This is a genomic window from Variovorax sp. OAS795 (genome assembly GCF_040546685.1).
Classification (GTDB): domain Bacteria; phylum Pseudomonadota; class Gammaproteobacteria; order Burkholderiales; family Burkholderiaceae_C; genus Variovorax.
Genome location: NZ_JBEPOH010000001.1, coordinates 2,724,300 through 2,741,763 on the forward strand (window position 1 = coordinate 2,724,300; position 17,464 = coordinate 2,741,763).

General features: G+C 68.7%; 15 protein-coding genes. 2 read left to right on the plus strand and 13 right to left on the minus strand.

Annotated features, from left to right (window positions below):
• Window positions 1-8: 8 nt before the first annotated feature.
• Entirely contained in the window at window positions 9-1,097 is a 1,089-nt protein-coding gene (locus tag ABID97_RS13085; RefSeq protein WP_354398896.1) for a mandelate racemase/muconate lactonizing enzyme family protein, read from the plus strand.
• Here ABID97_RS13085 and ABID97_RS13090 read toward each other — a convergent pair.
• The 12 genes from ABID97_RS13090 to ABID97_RS13145 all read right to left on the minus strand — a co-directional run bounded on the left by ABID97_RS13090 (window position 1,094) and on the right by ABID97_RS13145 (window position 15,792).
• Complete coding sequence (locus ABID97_RS13090; RefSeq protein ID WP_354398897.1) at window positions 1,094-2,044, minus strand: IS481 family transposase; 951 nt, start codon at window positions 2,042-2,044, stop codon at window positions 1,094-1,096. The two genes, ABID97_RS13085 and ABID97_RS13090, sit on opposite strands and share 4 nt — an antisense overlap.
• 108 nt (window positions 2,045-2,152) lie before the next feature.
• The gene (locus ABID97_RS13095; protein WP_354398898.1) at window positions 2,153-3,391 is read right to left on the minus strand and encodes a porin; all 1,239 of its coding nucleotides are present in this window, start codon (window positions 3,389-3,391) and stop codon (window positions 2,153-2,155) included.
• A gap of 41 nt (window positions 3,392-3,432) precedes the next feature.
• Window positions 3,433-5,061, minus strand: coding sequence for a 3-(methylthio)propionyl-CoA ligase (locus ABID97_RS13100; protein ID WP_354398899.1), 1,629 nt, complete (start codon window positions 5,059-5,061; stop codon window positions 3,433-3,435).
• Window positions 5,062-5,093: 32 nt separating this feature from the next.
• Window positions 5,094-6,065, minus strand: coding sequence for a quinone oxidoreductase family protein (locus tag ABID97_RS13105; protein ID WP_354398900.1), 972 nt, complete (start codon window positions 6,063-6,065; stop codon window positions 5,094-5,096).
• Window positions 6,066-6,088: 23 nt separating this feature from the next.
• A complete protein-coding gene (locus ABID97_RS13110) occupies window positions 6,089-7,060 on the minus strand; it encodes a Bug family tripartite tricarboxylate transporter substrate binding protein (RefSeq protein WP_354398901.1) in 972 nt (323 codons plus the stop codon).
• Window positions 7,061-7,107: 47 nt separating this feature from the next.
• On the minus strand, window positions 7,108-8,100 hold the full coding sequence (locus ABID97_RS13115; protein WP_354398902.1) for a Bug family tripartite tricarboxylate transporter substrate binding protein: 993 nt from the start codon (window positions 8,098-8,100) through the stop codon (window positions 7,108-7,110).
• A gap of 25 nt (window positions 8,101-8,125) precedes the next feature.
• Entirely contained in the window at window positions 8,126-8,524 is a 399-nt protein-coding gene (locus tag ABID97_RS13120) for a carboxymuconolactone decarboxylase family protein (RefSeq protein WP_354398903.1), read from the minus strand.
• Window positions 8,525-8,545: 21 nt separating this feature from the next.
• Window positions 8,546-9,604, minus strand: a complete 1,059-nt coding sequence (locus tag ABID97_RS13125) for a beta-keto acid cleavage family enzyme (RefSeq protein ID WP_354398904.1) — start codon at window positions 9,602-9,604, stop codon at window positions 8,546-8,548.
• Between the two features lie 68 nt (window positions 9,605-9,672).
• Window positions 9,673-10,521 carry a TauD/TfdA dioxygenase family protein gene (locus ABID97_RS13130; protein ID WP_354401757.1) on the minus strand — a complete coding sequence of 283 codons (849 nt, stop codon included), beginning with the start codon at window positions 10,519-10,521 and terminating at the stop codon, window positions 9,673-9,675.
• 202 nt (window positions 10,522-10,723) lie between these two features.
• Window positions 10,724-13,405: a winged helix-turn-helix domain-containing protein gene (locus ABID97_RS13135; RefSeq protein ID WP_354398905.1), complete on the minus strand. Its 2,682-nt coding sequence runs from the start codon at window positions 13,403-13,405 to the stop codon at window positions 10,724-10,726.
• 108 nt (window positions 13,406-13,513) lie between these two features.
• A complete protein-coding gene (locus ABID97_RS13140; RefSeq protein WP_354398906.1) occupies window positions 13,514-14,488 on the minus strand; it encodes a Bug family tripartite tricarboxylate transporter substrate binding protein in 975 nt (324 codons plus the stop codon).
• A 44-nt stretch (window positions 14,489-14,532) separates the two neighbouring features.
• Window positions 14,533-15,792 carry a flavin-dependent oxidoreductase gene (locus ABID97_RS13145; protein ID WP_354398907.1) on the minus strand — a complete coding sequence of 420 codons (1,260 nt, stop codon included), beginning with the start codon at window positions 15,790-15,792 and terminating at the stop codon, window positions 14,533-14,535.
• 116 nt (window positions 15,793-15,908) lie between these two features.
• On the opposite strand from ABID97_RS13145, the gene ABID97_RS13150 reads away from it, so the two are divergent.
• Entirely contained in the window at window positions 15,909-16,808 is a 900-nt protein-coding gene (locus ABID97_RS13150) for a LysR family transcriptional regulator (RefSeq protein WP_354398908.1), read from the plus strand.
• Between the two features lie 28 nt (window positions 16,809-16,836).
• On the opposite strand, the gene ABID97_RS13155 is transcribed toward ABID97_RS13150, so the two are convergent.
• The gene (locus tag ABID97_RS13155; RefSeq protein WP_354398909.1) at window positions 16,837-17,442 is read right to left on the minus strand and encodes a MarR family winged helix-turn-helix transcriptional regulator; all 606 of its coding nucleotides are present in this window, start codon (window positions 17,440-17,442) and stop codon (window positions 16,837-16,839) included.
• Window positions 17,443-17,464: the final 22 nt, after the last annotated feature.

The following is a 17,464-nucleotide window of genomic DNA, read 5'->3' on the forward strand; positions in this document are numbered from 1 at the left end:
GAGGTTCCATGCGTTCCATTGCAAGGATCGCGTGCCGGCTCTTCAGGGTTCCGCTTGCCGAAACCTTGACGGACGCCAAGCATGGCGCGCACACGCATTTCGAGCTGGTCACCGCCACGGTGCAACTGGAGGACGGCAGCCAGGGCACGGGCTACACCTACACCGGCGGCAAGGGCGGCCATGCCATCAAGGCCATGATCGACCACGACCTGGCGCCTGCGCTGATCGGACGGGACGCGGCGGAGGTCGAAGGCATCCACGAATTCAGCGAGTGGCATGTGCACTACGTGGGGCGCGGCGGCATCGCCTCGTTCGCGATCTCCGCCATCGACATCGCGCTGTGGGACTTGCGCGGCAAGGCCGCCGGGGCGCCGCTCTGGAAGCTGGCCGGCGGCGCAGCGAACACCTGCAAGGCCTATTGCGGCGGCATCGACCTCGCGTTCCCGCTCGACAGGCTGCTGGACAACGTGCGCGGCTATCTGGCCAAGGGCGTGAACGGCGTCAAGATCAAGATCGGTCGGCCGGACCTGGAGGAAGACATCGCGCGCATCCGGGCCGTGCGCGCGCTCGTCGGCGACGGCGTCACGCTGATGGTCGATGCCAACTATGCAATGAGCGTGGACCAGGCCATTGCCGCGGGCAAGCGCTTCGAGCCCTTCGACGTGTACTGGTTCGAGGAGCCGACCATCCCCGACGACTATCGCGGTTATGCACGCATCGCCGAGGCCACCGGCGTCCCGCTGGCCATGGGCGAGAACCTGCACACGATCCATGAGTTCGACCATGCGTTCGAGCAGGCCGGGCTCTCGTTCATCCAGCCCGATGCCTCGAACTGCGGCGGCATCACGGGCTGGCTGAAGGTGGCCGAACGCGCGCGCCGCCACGGCATCCCGGTGTGTTCGCACGGCATGCAGGAGCTGCATGTGAGCCTGCTGGCGGCGCAGCCCAATGCAGGCTGGCTGGAGATTCACAGCTTCCCGATCGACGAGTACACAGTGCGCCCGCTGGTGATCGAGAACCAGCGTGCGGTCGCGCCCGACGCGCCGGGGATCGGCGTGAGTTTCGACTGGGCGAAACTCTCGCCGCATGCGGCCTAGTTGTGAAGCGTCAAGAGGTTGTTTCTTGACGAGTTGATTCTGGAGATGGGCGCGACGCCGCCGATGCCGCTGTGTGGGCGATGCCAGTTGTAGTGGTGCTGCCAGCTTGCCAGGGCATCGGTTCGATGGGCCGAGTTCTGGTAGGTCCAGCCGTAGGCCCACTCTCGCAGCGCGGACTGGATGAACCTCTCGGCCTTGCCATTGGTCTGCGGCCGGTAGGGGCGCGTGAAGCTGTGCTTGATGCCCAGTTCCGTGCAGGTTGCCCTGAACTCGCGCGAGCGAAACGCTGGGCCGTTGTCCGTGAGCAACCGCTTGACGATGATGCCCAGGCGGGCGTAATAGGCCACCGCATTGCGCAGGAACAGGACCGCCTGCGCTTGCTTCTCGTCCGGGTGCATGGCGGTGAATGCCAGCCTGGCGTGGTCGTCGATGGCCACGAACAGCGTCTCCCAGCCTGCTCCGTCGACCGAGTCGCGCCGGTTTCCTGTGACACGGTGGCTGGGCCGCACGATGCGCCCAAGCTTCTTGGTGTCGATGTGCAGCAGATCGCCGGGCGCCTCGTGCTCGTAGCGGACAACGGCCTCGACGGGCACCAGGTCGCTCAACTTGGACATGCCCGCTCGCGCCAGGACGCGACTGACCGTGGACTCCGAGACGCCTACGCTGCGTGCGATGCGAGCCTGCAGCATCCGGCGTTTGCGCAGCTCGACGATGAGCAAGGCCTTGCCTGCATCGATGGCCCTGGGCGAGCGCGTGGGCCTGGAGGATGCATCGGCCAACGCGGCTTCGCCGCCGGCCAGATAGCGACCGAGCCACTTCCTGGCCGTTGGCGCAGTGACGCCGTGTGCGGCTGCGGCTCGCACGGCATCCAGGCCTTCCAAGGTCATCTGTTTGACCATCTCGATTCGGCGGGCAAAGGTAAGTCGGGCATGCTTATGGGTGTTCATCCGGTTGGGCGTCCTGAGTGGATTGGGTGTTTGGCGACTTCCAGTCTCTCAAACCCAATCCGGATGAACACCGGATACAACCTATTGAAGCTTCACACCTAGTGGATCTCAGAAGCTCACGCGCAAGCCGAAATCGTATCCCAGGGCACTGCGCGGCTGCATGCCGGCGGTGGTCGCGTAGCCCGGCTGCGGAAAGATCGCCGGCAGGCTCAGCACCAGCGGCGTCACGCCCATCACGGTCGGGTTGTTGCGGCCGTTGGCAATGTGGATGCGTGACACCGACGCGTACAGCGCCGTGCGCTTGGACAGGTTGTGCACGTAGCCCAGCGCGAGCTTGTTCACCGACGCGTTGCCGTCCGGCAGGTCGAGGCCGTTCACGAAGCGCACGCGTGCATACGAGGCCCGGAGCATGCCGGCGCCCAGCGGCACGTTCAAGCCGGCCATGAGGCCGTCATAGCGGTCGCTCAGGCGCAGCGAGCCGCCGGGAAACGCGGTGGCGCTGTTTCGCACGTCGCGCACGCGCGACCATTCGCCGAACACCTTCACCGGGCCGAAGTCGTACGAGCCGCCGAGATTCATGCTCTTGATCTTCTCGCCCAGCGCAGCGGTGCTGGACAGCGTGCTCTCGCCGTAGGCCAGCGCCACGTCGGCCGGACCGTTGGTCCAGCCCATGCGCCCGCCCACGTAGCGGCCGCGCGTGGAAGGGCTGTCCGGCAGGTTGCTCACCTTGGTGTTCTCGTGCAGCGCGTACTGCACCTGGCCATAGAAGCCGCCAAGGTTCGGCGGCAGGAAGTAGCTGACGGCGTTGCTGGTGCGCAGGTAGCTGTCGGTGCCCGCCGAGAGGCCGCCGTTCAACAGGCCGCCCGTGGCCAGCGCGCGCGACGCCGCGATGTTGCTGTTGACCACGGCGATCAGGTTGGTGCCCACGCCATTGACGATGAAGGGGTCGAACACGGCGTCGTTCCAGAACGAGGCCGTGTAGTCGCGGCCCAGGCGCACTTCGCCGAAGGTTCCGCTCAGGCTGACCGTCGAGCGGCGCCCGAAGTTGGCGATGCCGCCGCCGGTGTCGTTGTTCAGCGGTGCCTCGAGCCAGAAGCCCACGGCCAGGCCGCCGCCGAGGTCTTCTGTGCCGCGGAAGCCGAGGCGGCTCGACGCATTGCCCGAGGGCGACAGCACCGTCTGGCTCTGGCGCTGCTCGGCGGGCCGCAACGGGTTGTACGACGTGCTGGTGGTGCGATAGTGGCTCACGCCCGCATCGACCACGCCGAACAGGGTGAGCGACGACTGGGCGAGGCAGGGGCCCGCGGCCAGGGCGGCCGCGGCGGCAATGAGGGATCGTTTCTTCATGGGGTCTTCTCCGGGTTTGTTGTTCTGTTCGCCGATGCGGTTCAGGCCGCGGCCAGCAGGTGGTCGCGCCAGGTCTCGCGCAGCAGGTTCTTCTGCACCTTGCCGGTCGCGCCCAGCGGGATGCTGTCGACGAACACCACGTCGTCCGGCGTCCACCACTTGGCGATCTTTCCGTCGTAGAAGCGCAGCAGTTCGTCGCGCGCCAGCGCCTCGCCGGGCTTGCGCACCACCACCAGCAGCGGACGCTCGTCCCACTTGGCATGGCGCGCCGCAATGCAGGCGGCCATTGCCACGGCGGGATGCGCCATCGCGATGTTCTCCAGGTCGATGGAGCCGATCCACTCGCCGCCGGACTTGATCACGTCCTTGCTGCGGTCGGTGATCTGCATGAAGCCATCGGCGTCGATGGTGGACACGTCGCCGGTGGGAAACCAGCCGCCGACCAGCGGGCTGTCTGCCTCGCCCTTGAAGTAGCGCGAGAGGATCCACGGGCCGCGCACCATCAGCTCGCCGGCACTGCGGCCGTCATGGGGCAGGGCGGTGCCGTCGGCGTCGACGATCTTCATCTCGACACCAAACACCGCGCGCCCCTGCTTGGACTGGATGGCCATGCGCTGTTCGGCATCGAGCGCGCGGTGCGCGGGCTTGAGCGCGCCGGCGGTGCCCAGCGGGCTCATCTCGGTCATGCCCCAGGCATGCAGCACCTGCACGCCGTGGCGCTCCTGGAAGGCGCGCATCATCGCCGGCGGGCAGGCCGAGCCGCCGACGATGGTGCGGCGCATGGTCGAGAACTTCAGGCCCTGGCTCTCGACGTGCGCCAGCAGCCCCTGCCATACGGTGGGCACGCCGGCGGAGACGGTCACGCCTTCGGACTCGAACAGCTCGTGCAGCGACTTGCCGTCGAGCGACGGGCCGGGGAACACCAGCTTGGCGCCCACCATGCACGCGATGTAGGGCAGGCCCCAGGCGTTCACATGGAACATGGGCACCACCGGCAGGATGGTGTCGGCGCTGGCGCAATCCAGCGCGTCGGGCAGGGCCGCGGCATAGCTGTGCAGCACCGTGGAACGGTGGCTGTACAGCACGCCCTTGGGGTTGCCGGTGGTGCCCGAGGTGTAGCACAGCGACGAGGCGGTGCGCTCGTCGAAGTCCGGCCATTCGAACTGCGGCGACTGCGCCTCGAGCAGCTCTTCGTAGCACAGCAGGTTGGGGACCGCCGACGACGCGGGCATGTGCGCCCGGCCGGTCATCGCAACGAAGGCCTTGACGCCGGGCACATGCGGCGCGATGGCTTCCACCAGCGGCAGGAAGCTCAGGTCGAAGCACAGCACGCGGTCTTCGGCATGGTCCACGATCCAGCGCACCTGGTCCGGGTGCAGGCGCGGATTCAGCGTGTGCAGCACGGCGCCCGAGCCGGAGACCGCGTAGTACAGCTCCATGTGGCGGTAGCCGTTCCAGGCCAGCGTGGCCACGCGGTCGCCCCCCGCCACGCCCAGTGCCGCGAGTGCGTTGGCGAGCCGGCGCGCGCGCTGGCCGAGTGCGCGGTAGGTGGTGCGATGCAGGTCGCCTTCGACGCGGCGCGAGACGATCTCCTGTTCGCCGTGCTGGGTTTCGGCGTGCGTGAGCAGCGAGGAGATCAGCAGCGGCCGATCCATCATCAATCCGTTCATGGGAGGCTCTTTGTGGGTTCGTTGTTCTTCGATCAGGGCACGAGCACGGTGGCGCCCGTGGTCTTGCGGCCTTCGAGCGCGCGGTGCGCCTCGGCCGCGTCGGCGAGTGCGAAGCTCTGCTGCGGCTCGCTCACGATGCGCCCGGCCAGCACATGGCCGAACAGCTCGCCAGCCATGGCCAGCATGTGCGGGCGCGGATGGATGTAGTGCACCATCGCCGGCCGCGTGAGCCAGATCGAGCCCTTGGCGGCCAGCACCTGCGAATCGATGACCACGGCACCCGACGAGGTGCCGTTGCTTACCAGCGTGCCGCGCGGCTGCAGGCAGTCGAGCGAGGCTTCCAGCGTGTCCTTGCCGACCGAGTCGTACACCACCGGCACGCCCTTGCCGCCGGTGATCTCGCGCACGCGCTCGGCGATGTTCTCGCGCGAGGTCACGATGGCGTGGGTGCAGCCGGCGGCCTTGGCAATGGCGGCCTTCTCGTCGGTGCTGACGGTGCCGATCATGGTGACGCCCATCGCGCGGGCCCACTGGCAGGCGATCAGGCCGACGCCGCCAGCCGCGGCGTGGTAGAGGATGGTCTCGCCGCCCTGCAGCGGATAGACCTGGCGGAACAGGTACTGCGCCGTCATGCCCTTCATCATCAGCGTGGCGGCGGTGCGGTCCGAGATGCCATCGGGCAGCGGAATGAGCACGTCGGCCGGCATCACGCGCACCTGCGCATACGCACCCTGCGGACCCATCAGGTAGCCCACGCGGTCGCCCACGCGGATGTCGGTGACGCCGGGCCCCACGGCCTCGACCACGCCCACGGCGTCGGAGCCCAGGCCATTGGGCAGGGCGAGCGGATAGCGCCCGGTGCGAAAGTAGATGTCGATGAAGTTGACCGCGATGAGGTTGTGGCGCACGCGCGCCTGGCCGGGGCCGGGCTCGCCGACCTCGACGTCCTGGAGCTTCAGCACGTCGGGACCGCCGGTTTCATGGAATCGGATGGCTTGGGGCATGGTGTTTCTTCCTTGCGCGGTGATCAGTTGAGCTGGATGCCGAAGGTCTTCACGATCTCGGCGTTGCGTGCGTGCTCTTCGCGCAGCTCGGCGGCGGCCTGCGCCAGCGAACGCGGACCGACAGGTTCGAAGCCGGCGCTCACGAGGCGGCCGCGGAAGGCCGGCGTCGCGGCGATCTTCTCGAGCACCGCGTGGATCTTTTCCGTCAGCGCGGGAGACATCTGCGACGAGGCGATCACGCCAGTCCAGTTGCTGAAGTCCAGGTCGGGGTAGCCGATCTCGGCCATGGTGGGCACGTTGGGGAAGTCGGGCAGGCGCGTCTTGTAGGCCACGGCCAGCAGGCGCACACGCCCGCCCGCGACCAGGTTCTTCGAGGTGACCGTGCCGTCGAACATGAGCGGGATCTGCCCGCCCATGACTTGCGCCAGCGCAGGTGCCGAGCCGGCGAAGGGCACGTGCTGCATGTCCAGCTGCGCCTTCTGGTTCAGGATTGCACCCGCGTAGTGGGAGGCTGTGCCCGCGCTGTACGAGGCGATCGAGACCTGCCCCGGATGCGCCTTCACGTAGGCGATGGCCTCCTTGGCGTCCTTGGCCGGAAACTGCGGCGCCGCGATGAACAGCAGCGCCGAGCGCGCCATGATGCCGATCGGCTTCACGTCCTTCAGCGGGTCGAAGCCGGTCTTCAGCACATGGGGAATCTCGGACAGCACGTTGCTGGCCGTCACCATCAGCGTCTGACCGTCGGCCGGTTGCGAGAGCACGTACTTGACGGCGATCGCGCCGCCCGCGCCCGGCTTGTTCTCGACCACCACGGGCTGCTTGATTTCTTGCGACAGCTGGTCGCCGATGATTCGCGCGATGACATCGATGGTGCCGCCGGGCGGCGCCGGCACGATCAGGCGCACCGGCTTGTCGGTGAACGCGAGGCCGGCCGGCGCGTACAGCGCAGCGGCAATGGCCATCGTCAGGGAAGCGAGGCGCGAGAAGCGTGTCATGGGAGTGCCTGGAGAAAGATGAATGAAGGAAAGGCCGTTGCCGCGGCTCAGGACTTGTCGCCGATCGCGCGCAGGACCTGTCCGGTGTGTTCGTGGTCGCGCCTGAGCGCCTGGCGCCAGGCTTCGAGGCTCTGCGTCGGGCTGGCCGTGTCCATGCCCAGCGCCTGGAGCTGTTCGCGCACCGCGGTCGAGGCCACGGCCTTGAGCAGCTCGGCACGCAGCTTGTCGCGGATGTCGGCGGGTACGTCGGGCGTGGACCACACGCCCGTTCCCATGGTCTGGGTGAGTCCTGCATAGCCCAGCTCGGCGAGCGTGGGCACGTCCGGCAGGAAGGGCGAGCGCGCGGGCGACGTCACGGCCAGCGGGCGCAGCTTGCCACCCTTGATCAGGGGCAGCGACGTGCCCATGCCGTCGAACATGAACTGGACCTGGCCGCCCATGACGTCGACCAGTGCGGGCGGCGAACCCTTGTAGCCCGCGTGTTCCATGTCCAGGCCTGCGGCCTTGTTGAACTGCATGCCCTCGATGTGCGAGAGCGAGCCCTGGCTGTAGGAAGCGTAGGCGGTCTTGCCCGGACGCGCCTTGATGTAGCCCACCATCTCGGCGACGCTGCGGATCGGCAGGCGCGGATCGACCACCAGCACCAGCGCCACCTTGGCCACCTCGGCGACCGGTGCCAGGTCCTTGAACACGTCGAAGCGGAACTTGTAGCTGTGCGGCGCTTCGGTCACCAGCGAGTTGGGCGAGAGCACGAAGGTGTAGCCGTCACGCGGCGCCGACAGCATGGCTTCCACCGCGAGGATGCCTCCGGCGCCCGGCTTGTTGTCCACCACCACGGCCTGGCCCGTGCCTGCGCGCAGGCTCTCGCCGAAGGTGCGCGCGATCATGTCCGAAGCGCCGCCGGCCGGCGCCGGCACTAGCAGCCGGATCGGCCGGTTCGGCCAGGCGGTGCCCTGCGCGCGGGCGCCGGCGCCGGCCCAGGCGGAAAGCAGTGCCAGCACGCAGGCGCGGCGCGAGAGATGCGGTGCGGGTGTGGTCATCGTGGTGATCCTGGTCATGGTCCGTTCAGCCTTCGCTCTCGTCGCCGAAGAGGCTGCGCCGGTGCTTTTCCATTTCTTCCACCAGGATCGGCGCGCCCAGGCTCATGGTGTGCAGCCCGAGCGTGGCGGTGAGCTGCAGCACGGCCGTGATCTGCTCGGGCGTCACGCCCAGCGCCAGCGCGCGGCGGATGTGGCGCCGCACGCCCGGGCCGTACATGTGCGTCACCGAGGCATCGACGGCAATGGCCAGCATCTCGAAGGTCTTGGGGTCGATGACGCCGGCGTTCAGCGGGGCGCTGACCATGGCCATGAATTTCTCGGTCCAGTCGGCGTCGAGCTCGGCCATCGGCTGCCAGTCCTGGTTCCATTGGCCGGCTTCGCGCATGGCGTCGCAGATCGGCGTGACGGGGGTGTCGTTGGGCATCGTGCGTCCTCGGTGCCGCGCTCAGGCGGCCTTGCGCAGGAAGCCCTGCTGGGCGCCCGCGCGGTTGGGGGCGAATCCGTTGGCCAGCAGCGTTTCCTCGACGGTGTCGTAGAAGACACCGATCTTGGAGATGTCGCGCGCCTCTTGCGCCGTTGCGATCGGGCGGCCGAACTCGCGCGAGATGCGCACCAGCTGCTCGACCTGCTTCACCGTGCCCATCTTCTCGGAGCGCGACTGGTTCCAGATGTTGTCCTCGATGCCGCAACGCACGTGCAGGCCCATGGCGATGCCCATCATGTTCACGGGCAGCACGTTGCGCATGGAGCTTTCCACCGTGAGCACCGCGCCGTCCGGCACCGCGCGCACGAAGTTGGCGAGGCTGTAGATGTTGGGCACGTCCATGCCGCCGCCGATGGCCACCCAGTTCATCACCAGCGGGCCCTTGTAGACGCCGCGGCGCATCAGCCGCTCGACCGAGTCGAAGCTGTTGATGTTGTAGCACTGGAAGGCGCTCTGGATGCCCGCCTTGCTGAGGCGGCGGATGTGTTCCTCGGCCCAGCCCGGCTGCGCGGGCACCGTCATCTCCTTGTAGGCGCGGTAGACCTCGGGGTCTTCCATCGAGGTGCCCTTGGTGTCGGCGTCGTCCCAGTGCTCGACCACGTTCATCTGCGAGGTGTTGATGGTCACCGTCACCTGGTCGGGCTTGGGGTCGAGCTCGGCCAGCATGTGGCGCGTGTCGTCGGACAGCCACTTGGCGGCCGCGCCTTCGCTCTCGGGCGCGAAGCTGATCGAGCCGCCGACCTGGATGATCATCTCGGGCACGGCCTTGCGCACACCGGCGATCAGCTCGTTGAACTTGGACAGCCGCTTGCTGCCCTTGCCGTCGAGTTCGCGCACATGCAGGTGCAGCACCGTCGCGCCGGCGTTGTAGCAGTCCACCGCCTTCTGGATCTGCTCGGCCATCGTGACGGGAATGTCCTCTGGAAAATCGCCGGGCACCCACGAAGGCGCATAGGGCGCGGCGGTGATGACCAGCGGCTGCTGGTGCTCGGGAAACAGGTGGCCGTCGAGAAAATTCATGGCAGGGACCTCGGTAGAACTGGAAGGAAGAGAGGAAGAGAGGAAGAGGAGGGCGCGGCGGCGCCCGCTCAGAAAACCGCGTCGCCGGCGATGCCCGCGCGTTCCATCTTTCGATGGCAGGGCGGGTAGTCCATGACGGCGTAGTGCTGGGTCGACCGGTTGTCCCACATGGCGACGTCGCCCGGCTGCCAGCGCCAGCGCACCTGGTACTCGGGGATCTGGGCCTGGCTCACGAGGTAGGCGAGCAGCATGGCGGCGCCGGGCTGGAAGTCCTGCCCGTAGCGCACGTTGGCCGGCGTGTGGAAGTTGGTGAAGTGGGTGGTGAAGCCGTTGACGAACAGGATCTTCTCGCCCGTGTCGGGGTGGGTGCGCACCACCGGGTGCTCGGCGTCGGGGAACTGGGCCTTGAGCGCCAGGCGCTTCTCGGCCGGCATCGCGGCGCCGAAGGTGGCCTCGATGCTGTGGCGCGCGCGCAGCCCCGCAATCTGCTGCTGGATGTGCGCGGGCAGCTTCTCGAAGGCCAGCGCCATGTTGGCCCACATCGTGTCGCCGCCGACCGGCGGGCATTCGACGCAGCGCAGCACGCAGCCGAAGGGCGGCTTCTCGCGCCAGGTGGCGTCGGTGTGCCAGCTGTTCTCGTAGCGGTCGACCGGCGTGTCGGGATTCTTGTAGATGCGCACCAGCCCCGGGTGCTCGGGATCGCTGCCGACCACCGGGTGGTCCTCGAGCTGGCCGAAGTGGCGGGCGAAGGAGACGTGCTCGGCGCGCGTGAGTTCCTGCTGGCGGAAGAACAGCACCTTGTGCCTGACCAGCAGCGTGCGGATCTCGGCCGCCAGGCCGGCATCGCGCGAGGCATCGGCCAGCGACACCTGGCGCAGTTCCGCGCCAATGGCGCAGGTCACGGGGTGGACCTGGATGCCGCGCGTCAGCGCGGCGGGTGCCTCGTTCGAGAGGCCTGTCGGGATCGTGGAAGCCATGGTCTTGTCTCCTGGTGCCGGTCTTGGGATGCCGCTTGTGGGCGGTGACCGTGCTTGGGGCCAAGAATAGGCCGCCATCGCTTTGCGCGCCCCCTCCTCGTGGGAGGGGATGGCGCGCCAGGAGGGGAGGGAGAACCCTTGCTCAGCGCTCGGGGGCGAGCAGTCCCAGGATGCGCGCGCGCTGGACCACCTGCGTGCGGGTGCCCGCGTCCAGCTTGAAAAACAGGTTCTTCACATGCCACTTGATGGTGGTCTCGCCCACCTGCATGGCGCGTGCTATTTCCTTGTTCGACAGGTTTCGGGCCAGCAGCGTCAGCACCTCGGCTTCCTTGGGCGTGAGCACGGCGCCGTGCGCCGCCGCCTGCGCGGGCGCGGAGGGCGTGGGCGGTGCGATGGCGATCTCGGGCTGTGCGCCTTCGGCCGCGAGCGTGCCGACCCAGGCGCCGAGTTCGGGGTGCGCATCGGAAAACACGCGCTGCAGCCCGTAGGCGCGCGCCAGGTCCATCGCCTCGCGCAGCAGCGCCTCCGAGGGCTGGCCGCAGCGCTCCAGCGCGAGCGCGCGCAGGCCCAGCAGTTCGATGTGCAGGCCGCCCTGCTTGCGCTGGCGCGCCATGTCGTCCGCATGGGCGATCAGGGCAACGGCGCCAGGCCAGTCTCGCGCCGCAATGGCCGCGTGCGCGCGGGCCACGTCCCGCATCGTTTCCACGCTGCGCCGCCAGAGCGGGCCCGGCGGCAGTGCGGGGTCGGCCAAGATCGCGTCGATGCGCCCGCACAGGTCGCGGCAGGTCTGGGCGCGGTGGCGCTGCGCGTGCAGGCGAACCTGCTCGGCGAGGCTGGCGATGCGCAGCCGCGGCAGGCGCCGCGCGGCGCCGGCCGCGTCCAGTGCGTCCAGCAGTTCCAGCGCGCGGTGCTCCGCGCCTTCGGCCGCGGCAATGCGCGCGGCGGTCCCGTAGGCGAGCAGCAGCGATTCGGGCAGGCCGCTGTGTTCGAGCACGTCGAGGCGGTCGGCCAGCAAGGTGGCGGCGTCGCCCGGCAGGTCGCGCTCCCAGGCCACCGCGGCCAGCAGTGCGGCCAGGTTGCAGCTGAAGCGGTGGCGCCGCCCGAGCTCGGCCTCGGCGCCCGCCACGGCAGGCCGCAGCAGCCGCTCGGCCAGCAGGACCTGCCCCTCCCAGGCATAGCTGAGCCCGATGACCAGTTCGCTCCAGCGCCGGATGTAGTCGATGCCCTGGCCGGCGTGTCCGCGTGCGGCCTGCTGCTGGCGCAGGCGCGCCAGCGCGGGCTCGCCTTCGAGCAGCGCGCAGTAGGCCATGCGGTTGGCGTGCGACTGCACGAGCAGCGGGTCGGTCAGCGGCACGGTGTCGGTCCACGGCGCGTGCAGTGCGACGAAGCGGTCGGGGTCGTCCGCGAAAGCGGCGGCGCCGCCGAGGATGAGCGCGCATTCGCAGCGCAGGGCATCGCCGGCGTCGGGCTGCGCCAGGATGCGCGCCACGAAGCGGCCGGCCTCCTCGTGCCGCTCGCTCGATGCGAGCGTCCACGCCGCCGCCAGCAGCAGGCGCGGCCGACGGTCGAGTTCATCGGCGGGCAGCTGCACGAGCCATTCGAGCACGGCACCCTGCCGGCCGCGCCGCATCAGGGACTCGTAAAGGCTGCGCTCCGCGAGCTCGTAGGCGGTCTGGTGCTGCCCGGCGCAGAGCGCATGGTGCGCCGCCTCGTCGAGCAGGTCGTGCGCGGCCAGCCACTGCGCAGCGCGCGCGTGCGCCGCGAGCTGCTCGGCGGCGTCCAGTGCGCCGAAGCGCTGGCGCAGCACGTCGCGCGCCAGCGCATGCATGCGCAGCCAGTCGCCCCCTTCGGCGGCGGCGAACACCGGCGTCTCGCTGCTCAGCCGTGCCAGCCGCACCGCGGCGTCCTCGGCGCCGGACACCACGCGGCAAAGCTCGGGATGCAGCAGGTCGAGCACGGCGATGCGGACCAGGAAATCGCGGTCGTCCGGGTCCAGGTTGACCAGCAGCAGCCGCACCAGTTCGCCCTGCAGCTCGCCGGCCGCGCCGGACATGCCGGACATTCCCGACAAGGCCGCGTGGGGGTCGGCGCCGCGCGAGATGATCGTGGTGGCCAGCTGCAGGCCCAGCGGCCAGCCTTCCGTCAGCTGGTGCAGCCGCGCGGCCGTGTTGCGGTCGACCCGTGCGCCGAAGCGGGCGTGCACGAGCTGCAGGGTTTCCTCGAGGCTGAACTTCAGCAGCGCCGGACCGATCTCGAGGCACTGGCCGTACGCCACCAGATCCTCGGTGTCCAGCCTGCCATCGGGGCGGGTGGCGATCAGCGTGCGCACGTTGGAGGGCGCGTTGTGCAGCAGATAGGCCAGCGTCTCGCGCGAGGCCTCTGGCAGCCGCTCGGCCTCGTCGATCACCAGCACCACGTCCAGCGCCGCCTGCGCCAGTTCGGACAGCAGCGCGGTGACGCTCCCGAGGTTGCCCGGCCGGTCGTCCTCGAGCACGCTGCGGCCGAAGGCCGGGCGCCCCGTGGCGACCCGCAGCGCCAGCGCCAGGCTCTGCACCAGCCGGCCCGGATCGTCGTGGTTCTGCGCCGAGACCCAGGCCACCGGCATGCCCATCGCCAGGTATTCGAGCCGCCATTGCGCCAGCAGCGAGGTCTTGCCGAAGCCCGACGGCGCCCGCACCACGAACACCGCGTGGTCGCGCAGCGCATCGGCACCGGACAGCAGCCGCGCGCGCGGCACCAGGTGGCGCGGCACGCGCGGCGGCGTCACCTTGAGCAGCAGGTCGCGGGAGGCGCCGGTCGCACCGGCGGTCGGGAAGGTGGCCAAGGGTTGCTCGTGCTCGTCGGAAGAGGTGAGGGGCCGATTCTCCACCTCATGACGGCCCGGCCGAGCTGCCGGTCTTTCGCGGGTCGCCCCGTCGAAGGCGCGCGCGATTCAATCCGCGGTGATGTTGCCCTTCTTCACCACCTCGGCCCAGCGCTGCGCATCCTTGGCGACCAGTGCGCCGAAGGCAGCGGGCGTGGAGATCGCCGGGACCATGCCCTGGGACTCGAAGGACTTCGCGACTTCCGGCTGCCTGAGGACCTTGGCGATCTCCAGGTTCAGGCGCTGCACCACGTCGGGCGGCGTTCCCTTCGGGGCCAGCACCCCGTACCACATGTCGATGTTGTCCGGGGTGACGCCGGCCTCCGCGAGCGTCGGCACGTCGGGCAGCTGCGGCAGCCGCCTGGCGCTGCCGGTGGCGATGGCCTTCAGCTTGCCGGCCTGGATGTGTTGCAGTGCCACATGCACGGGCAGGAACATGTAGTCGATCCGCCCGCCGAGCAGGTCGGTGACGGCGCCGGCGGTTCCCTTGTAGGGGACATGAAGCATCTCCGCGCCGCTGCGCTGGAGAAACAGCGCCATCGACAGGTGATGGGGCGTGCCGACGCCGGGCGTGGCGTACGTCAGTTGGCCGGGCCTCGCCTTGGCGGCATTCACGACGTCGCTCACGGTGGCGGCCTTCTGCACGTTCGGGTTGGCGACCAGGAGCAGGGTTCCCCAGGAGGTCTGGGCGACCGGCGTGAAGTCGCCGACGGGGTCGTACGACAGGCTCTTGTACAGGCTCTTGTTCATGACGAGGGTGTTGACCTGCACCAGCAGCGTGTGGCCGTCCGGCTTGGCCCTGGCGACGCGTTCGCTCCCGATGTTGCCGCTGGCGCCCGCGACGTTCTCGACGATGACCGGCTGCCCCAGCGCGCCCGGCAGGTGCGCGGAGAGTTGGCGCGCGATCATGTCGATGCCGGTACCCGGGGTGTAGGGCACGACGAGCGTGATCGGCTGGGTCGGCTGCCATGCGGCCGAGGCTGCCGACGCGGCGATGCACAGCGCCGCGGCGGGCAACAGGGTCTTGATCCATCTTGCGACCATGGGAGTCTCCTTCAATCGTTGTCGGGGTTGCTTCTGGACCGGCTTCAAACGAAGGACGGGCGTTTCTTGAGCTGCGCGGGGTCGTAGCCCGCCACGCGCTTGTAGGCATCGGAAATGGCCTGGAGTTCCGCCTGCGGCACCACGTCGTCGATGCTGGCGAACGGCTTGCCGCCCGAACGCTCGTAGACCTCCCGCAGGATCGCGTCGGGGGGCGTGCGACGGTTGGTGAGCACGACGTTGGCCGTGGCCGGCACCCGTTCCTGGTCGTAGGTCTCCAGGGCTACGGGGCCGACGCCTTGCTTCTTCAGGTGTCCGGCGAGGCAGCGCGCATCGATGATGGCCTGGCCGGCACCGTTCGAGCCGCGCGGCACCATCGGATGCGCGGCGTCGCCGAGCAGCGTGATGCGGCCATGGGTCCAGCGCGGCAAGGGGTCCTGGTCGACCATCGGGTATTCGAGGATCGAGTCGGCCGCGCGGATCAGCGCCGGCACGTCCAGCCAGTCGAAGTGCCAGTTCTCGAACGCCGGCAGGAAATCTTCCAGCCGGCCTTCGCGGCTCCAGTCGCGCACCGCGGGCTGCTCGGCCTCGATCTCGGCGACCCAGTTCACGAGCTGGTTGCCCTCGGCGTCGATCGCGTCGCGGATCGGGTAGATCACCATCTTGCCGACCGCGAGCCAGCCCGCGCGGATCATGCTTGCACCCGAGAGGATCGGCTTCCAGCGGGTGGTGCCTCGCCACATGTTGACACCCGAATAGCGCGGCGCGCCCTCGTCCGGATAGAACTTCTTGCGCAGCACCGAATGGATGCCATCGCAGCCGATCGCGACCGCGCCGCGGACGCTGGCGATCGCCTCGCCCGAGGCATCCGCAAAGTGGGCGGTGATGCCCGTCTCGTCCTGGTCGACATCGACGCACCGATGGCCGCAACGCACGGCGTCATCGCCCAGCCGTTCGCGCACCGCAGCCAGCAGCACGGTCTGCAGGTCGCCGCGATGGATGGAGAACTGGGGCCAGTCGTAGCCGGCCGCGGTGCCTGCGGGCTCCGTGAAGACCAGCTGGCCGTGCTCGGTGAAGAAAACGGCTTCCTTGGTGCGCACCGCCATCGCATCCAGCGCGGGCAGCAGGCCCAGTTCGCTGAGCTCGCGCACGGCGTGCGGCAGCAAGTTGATGCCCACGCCGAGCGGCTTGAGCTCGGGGACCGCTTCGTACACACGGCAGGGAATGCCGGCCTGGTGGAGGCTGAGGGCCAGTGTGAGGCCGCCGATGCCGGCGCCCAGGATGATGACGTCTTGGTTGGTGCTCATGTTCGGTTCTCTTTGAATCCCCGCGGCGCGTCGCCGCGGATGCCGGGTCCGTCATTAGGCGGAAAATGGAAAAATATTGGAAATTTAGATGTGACATGGATTCATAAGGACTCGATATGAATCTGACGACACGGCAGATGCGCGCATTTCGCCAGGTGGCCCGCACCGGCAGCTTCACGCGGGCGGCGGAGCTCACGCACATGACCCAGGCCGGACTGAGCATCCTCATCCGCGAGGTGGAGCGGCAGCTCGGTGTGCGGCTGTTCGACCGCACCACGCGCGCGGTGCAGCTGACGGCGGCGGGGCGGCGGCTGGCGCCGGTGATCGAACGGGTGCTCACCGAACTCGACAGCGTGACCGAGGAAATCGAATCGCTGGGCGATGCGGCGCGCCAGACCCTGCGCGTTGCCGCCACGCCGCTGGTGTCATCCCAGCTGCTGCCGCAGTTGCTGTCGATGTTCAGGCAGACGCAGCCCCACGTTCAGGTGCGCCTGCTCGATGCCGCGCTGGAAGACGTCGAAAAGGCCGTGCTGGCCAACGAGGCGGACCTGGGGCTCGGGTTCTTCTTCAAGGCCGCGCCGGGGCTCGCGAGGACCGAAGTCGCCAATTTCCAGCTCATGCGGGTGACCCCTGCCGAAGGTGCGCCGAGGGAGGTCGGACGGGTGCCGTGGTCGGCCTTGAAGTCGGCACGGCTCATCGGCTTGCCCCCGGGCAATCCGATCCAGAAGGTCATCGATGCGCAGCTCGGCAAGCTGAACATCGAGAACCCGGAAGGCCAGTCGGTGAGCTTCTTCGGCACCTTGATCTCGATGGTGGAAGCAGGCTTCGGCACGGCCGTGATGCCCACTTTCGCCATGGCGGCCTGCAAACGGCATCAAGTCGACATCGACCTGCTCGCCTCGCCCAAGGTCGAGCTCGCTTTCTACCGCATCACGAAGCGGGGCTCGAAAGACTCCGAGGCCATGGAAGCCTTTGTGGACCTGCTCAAGGCCAGGCTGCCGTTCATGTCGCGATGATGGCAGAGGGTGGGGAAGCCGCAGCTGGCTACGTTCGCTTCCCAGCCTCCGAACGAGGCGCAGATTCCGCGCTCTTCCTGCGTTGCAACGCATGAGGGTGATGCCGGCCCAGGTGGTCACGCGTTGCACTCTCGACCGCTGGCAGGTTCTCATGCAGCCGCCGAAGCAAATCGAGGAGCACCTTGCGCTCGGCTGGCGTGAGTACCGACAGGAACACGCGTTCGCGCGCAATCGCGATGTCGCGTATCTGGTCGTGCATGGCCCGGCCCGCCGGCGTCAACGTCGCGATGCGTGCCCGGCCGTCCTGCGGGTCGAGCGCGAGCTCGATGAAGCCACGTGCCTGCATGCTCTTGAAGCAGCGGCTCATCGATGCCTTGTCCATGCCGATGATGCCGCAGGCCTTCTGCGCGGAGATCGATCCTTCGATTGCCAGCAGCACCAGGACGCGCCAGCTCTCGATGCCGACATCGAACGCGGCCAGGTAGGCCTGCGATGCCCCGCTCGAGAGCTTGTTGGCGATCCAGGTGAGGTAGGCCGGGGCGTAGTTGTTGAGATCGATGACTTCACGCCCGGGGCGGCTGCGACCTGTCTGATGAGCGGACTCGGGCGGTGGGGTGGACTTGGTGCGAGGCATCACGTGGGCAGGGTGGTTGATA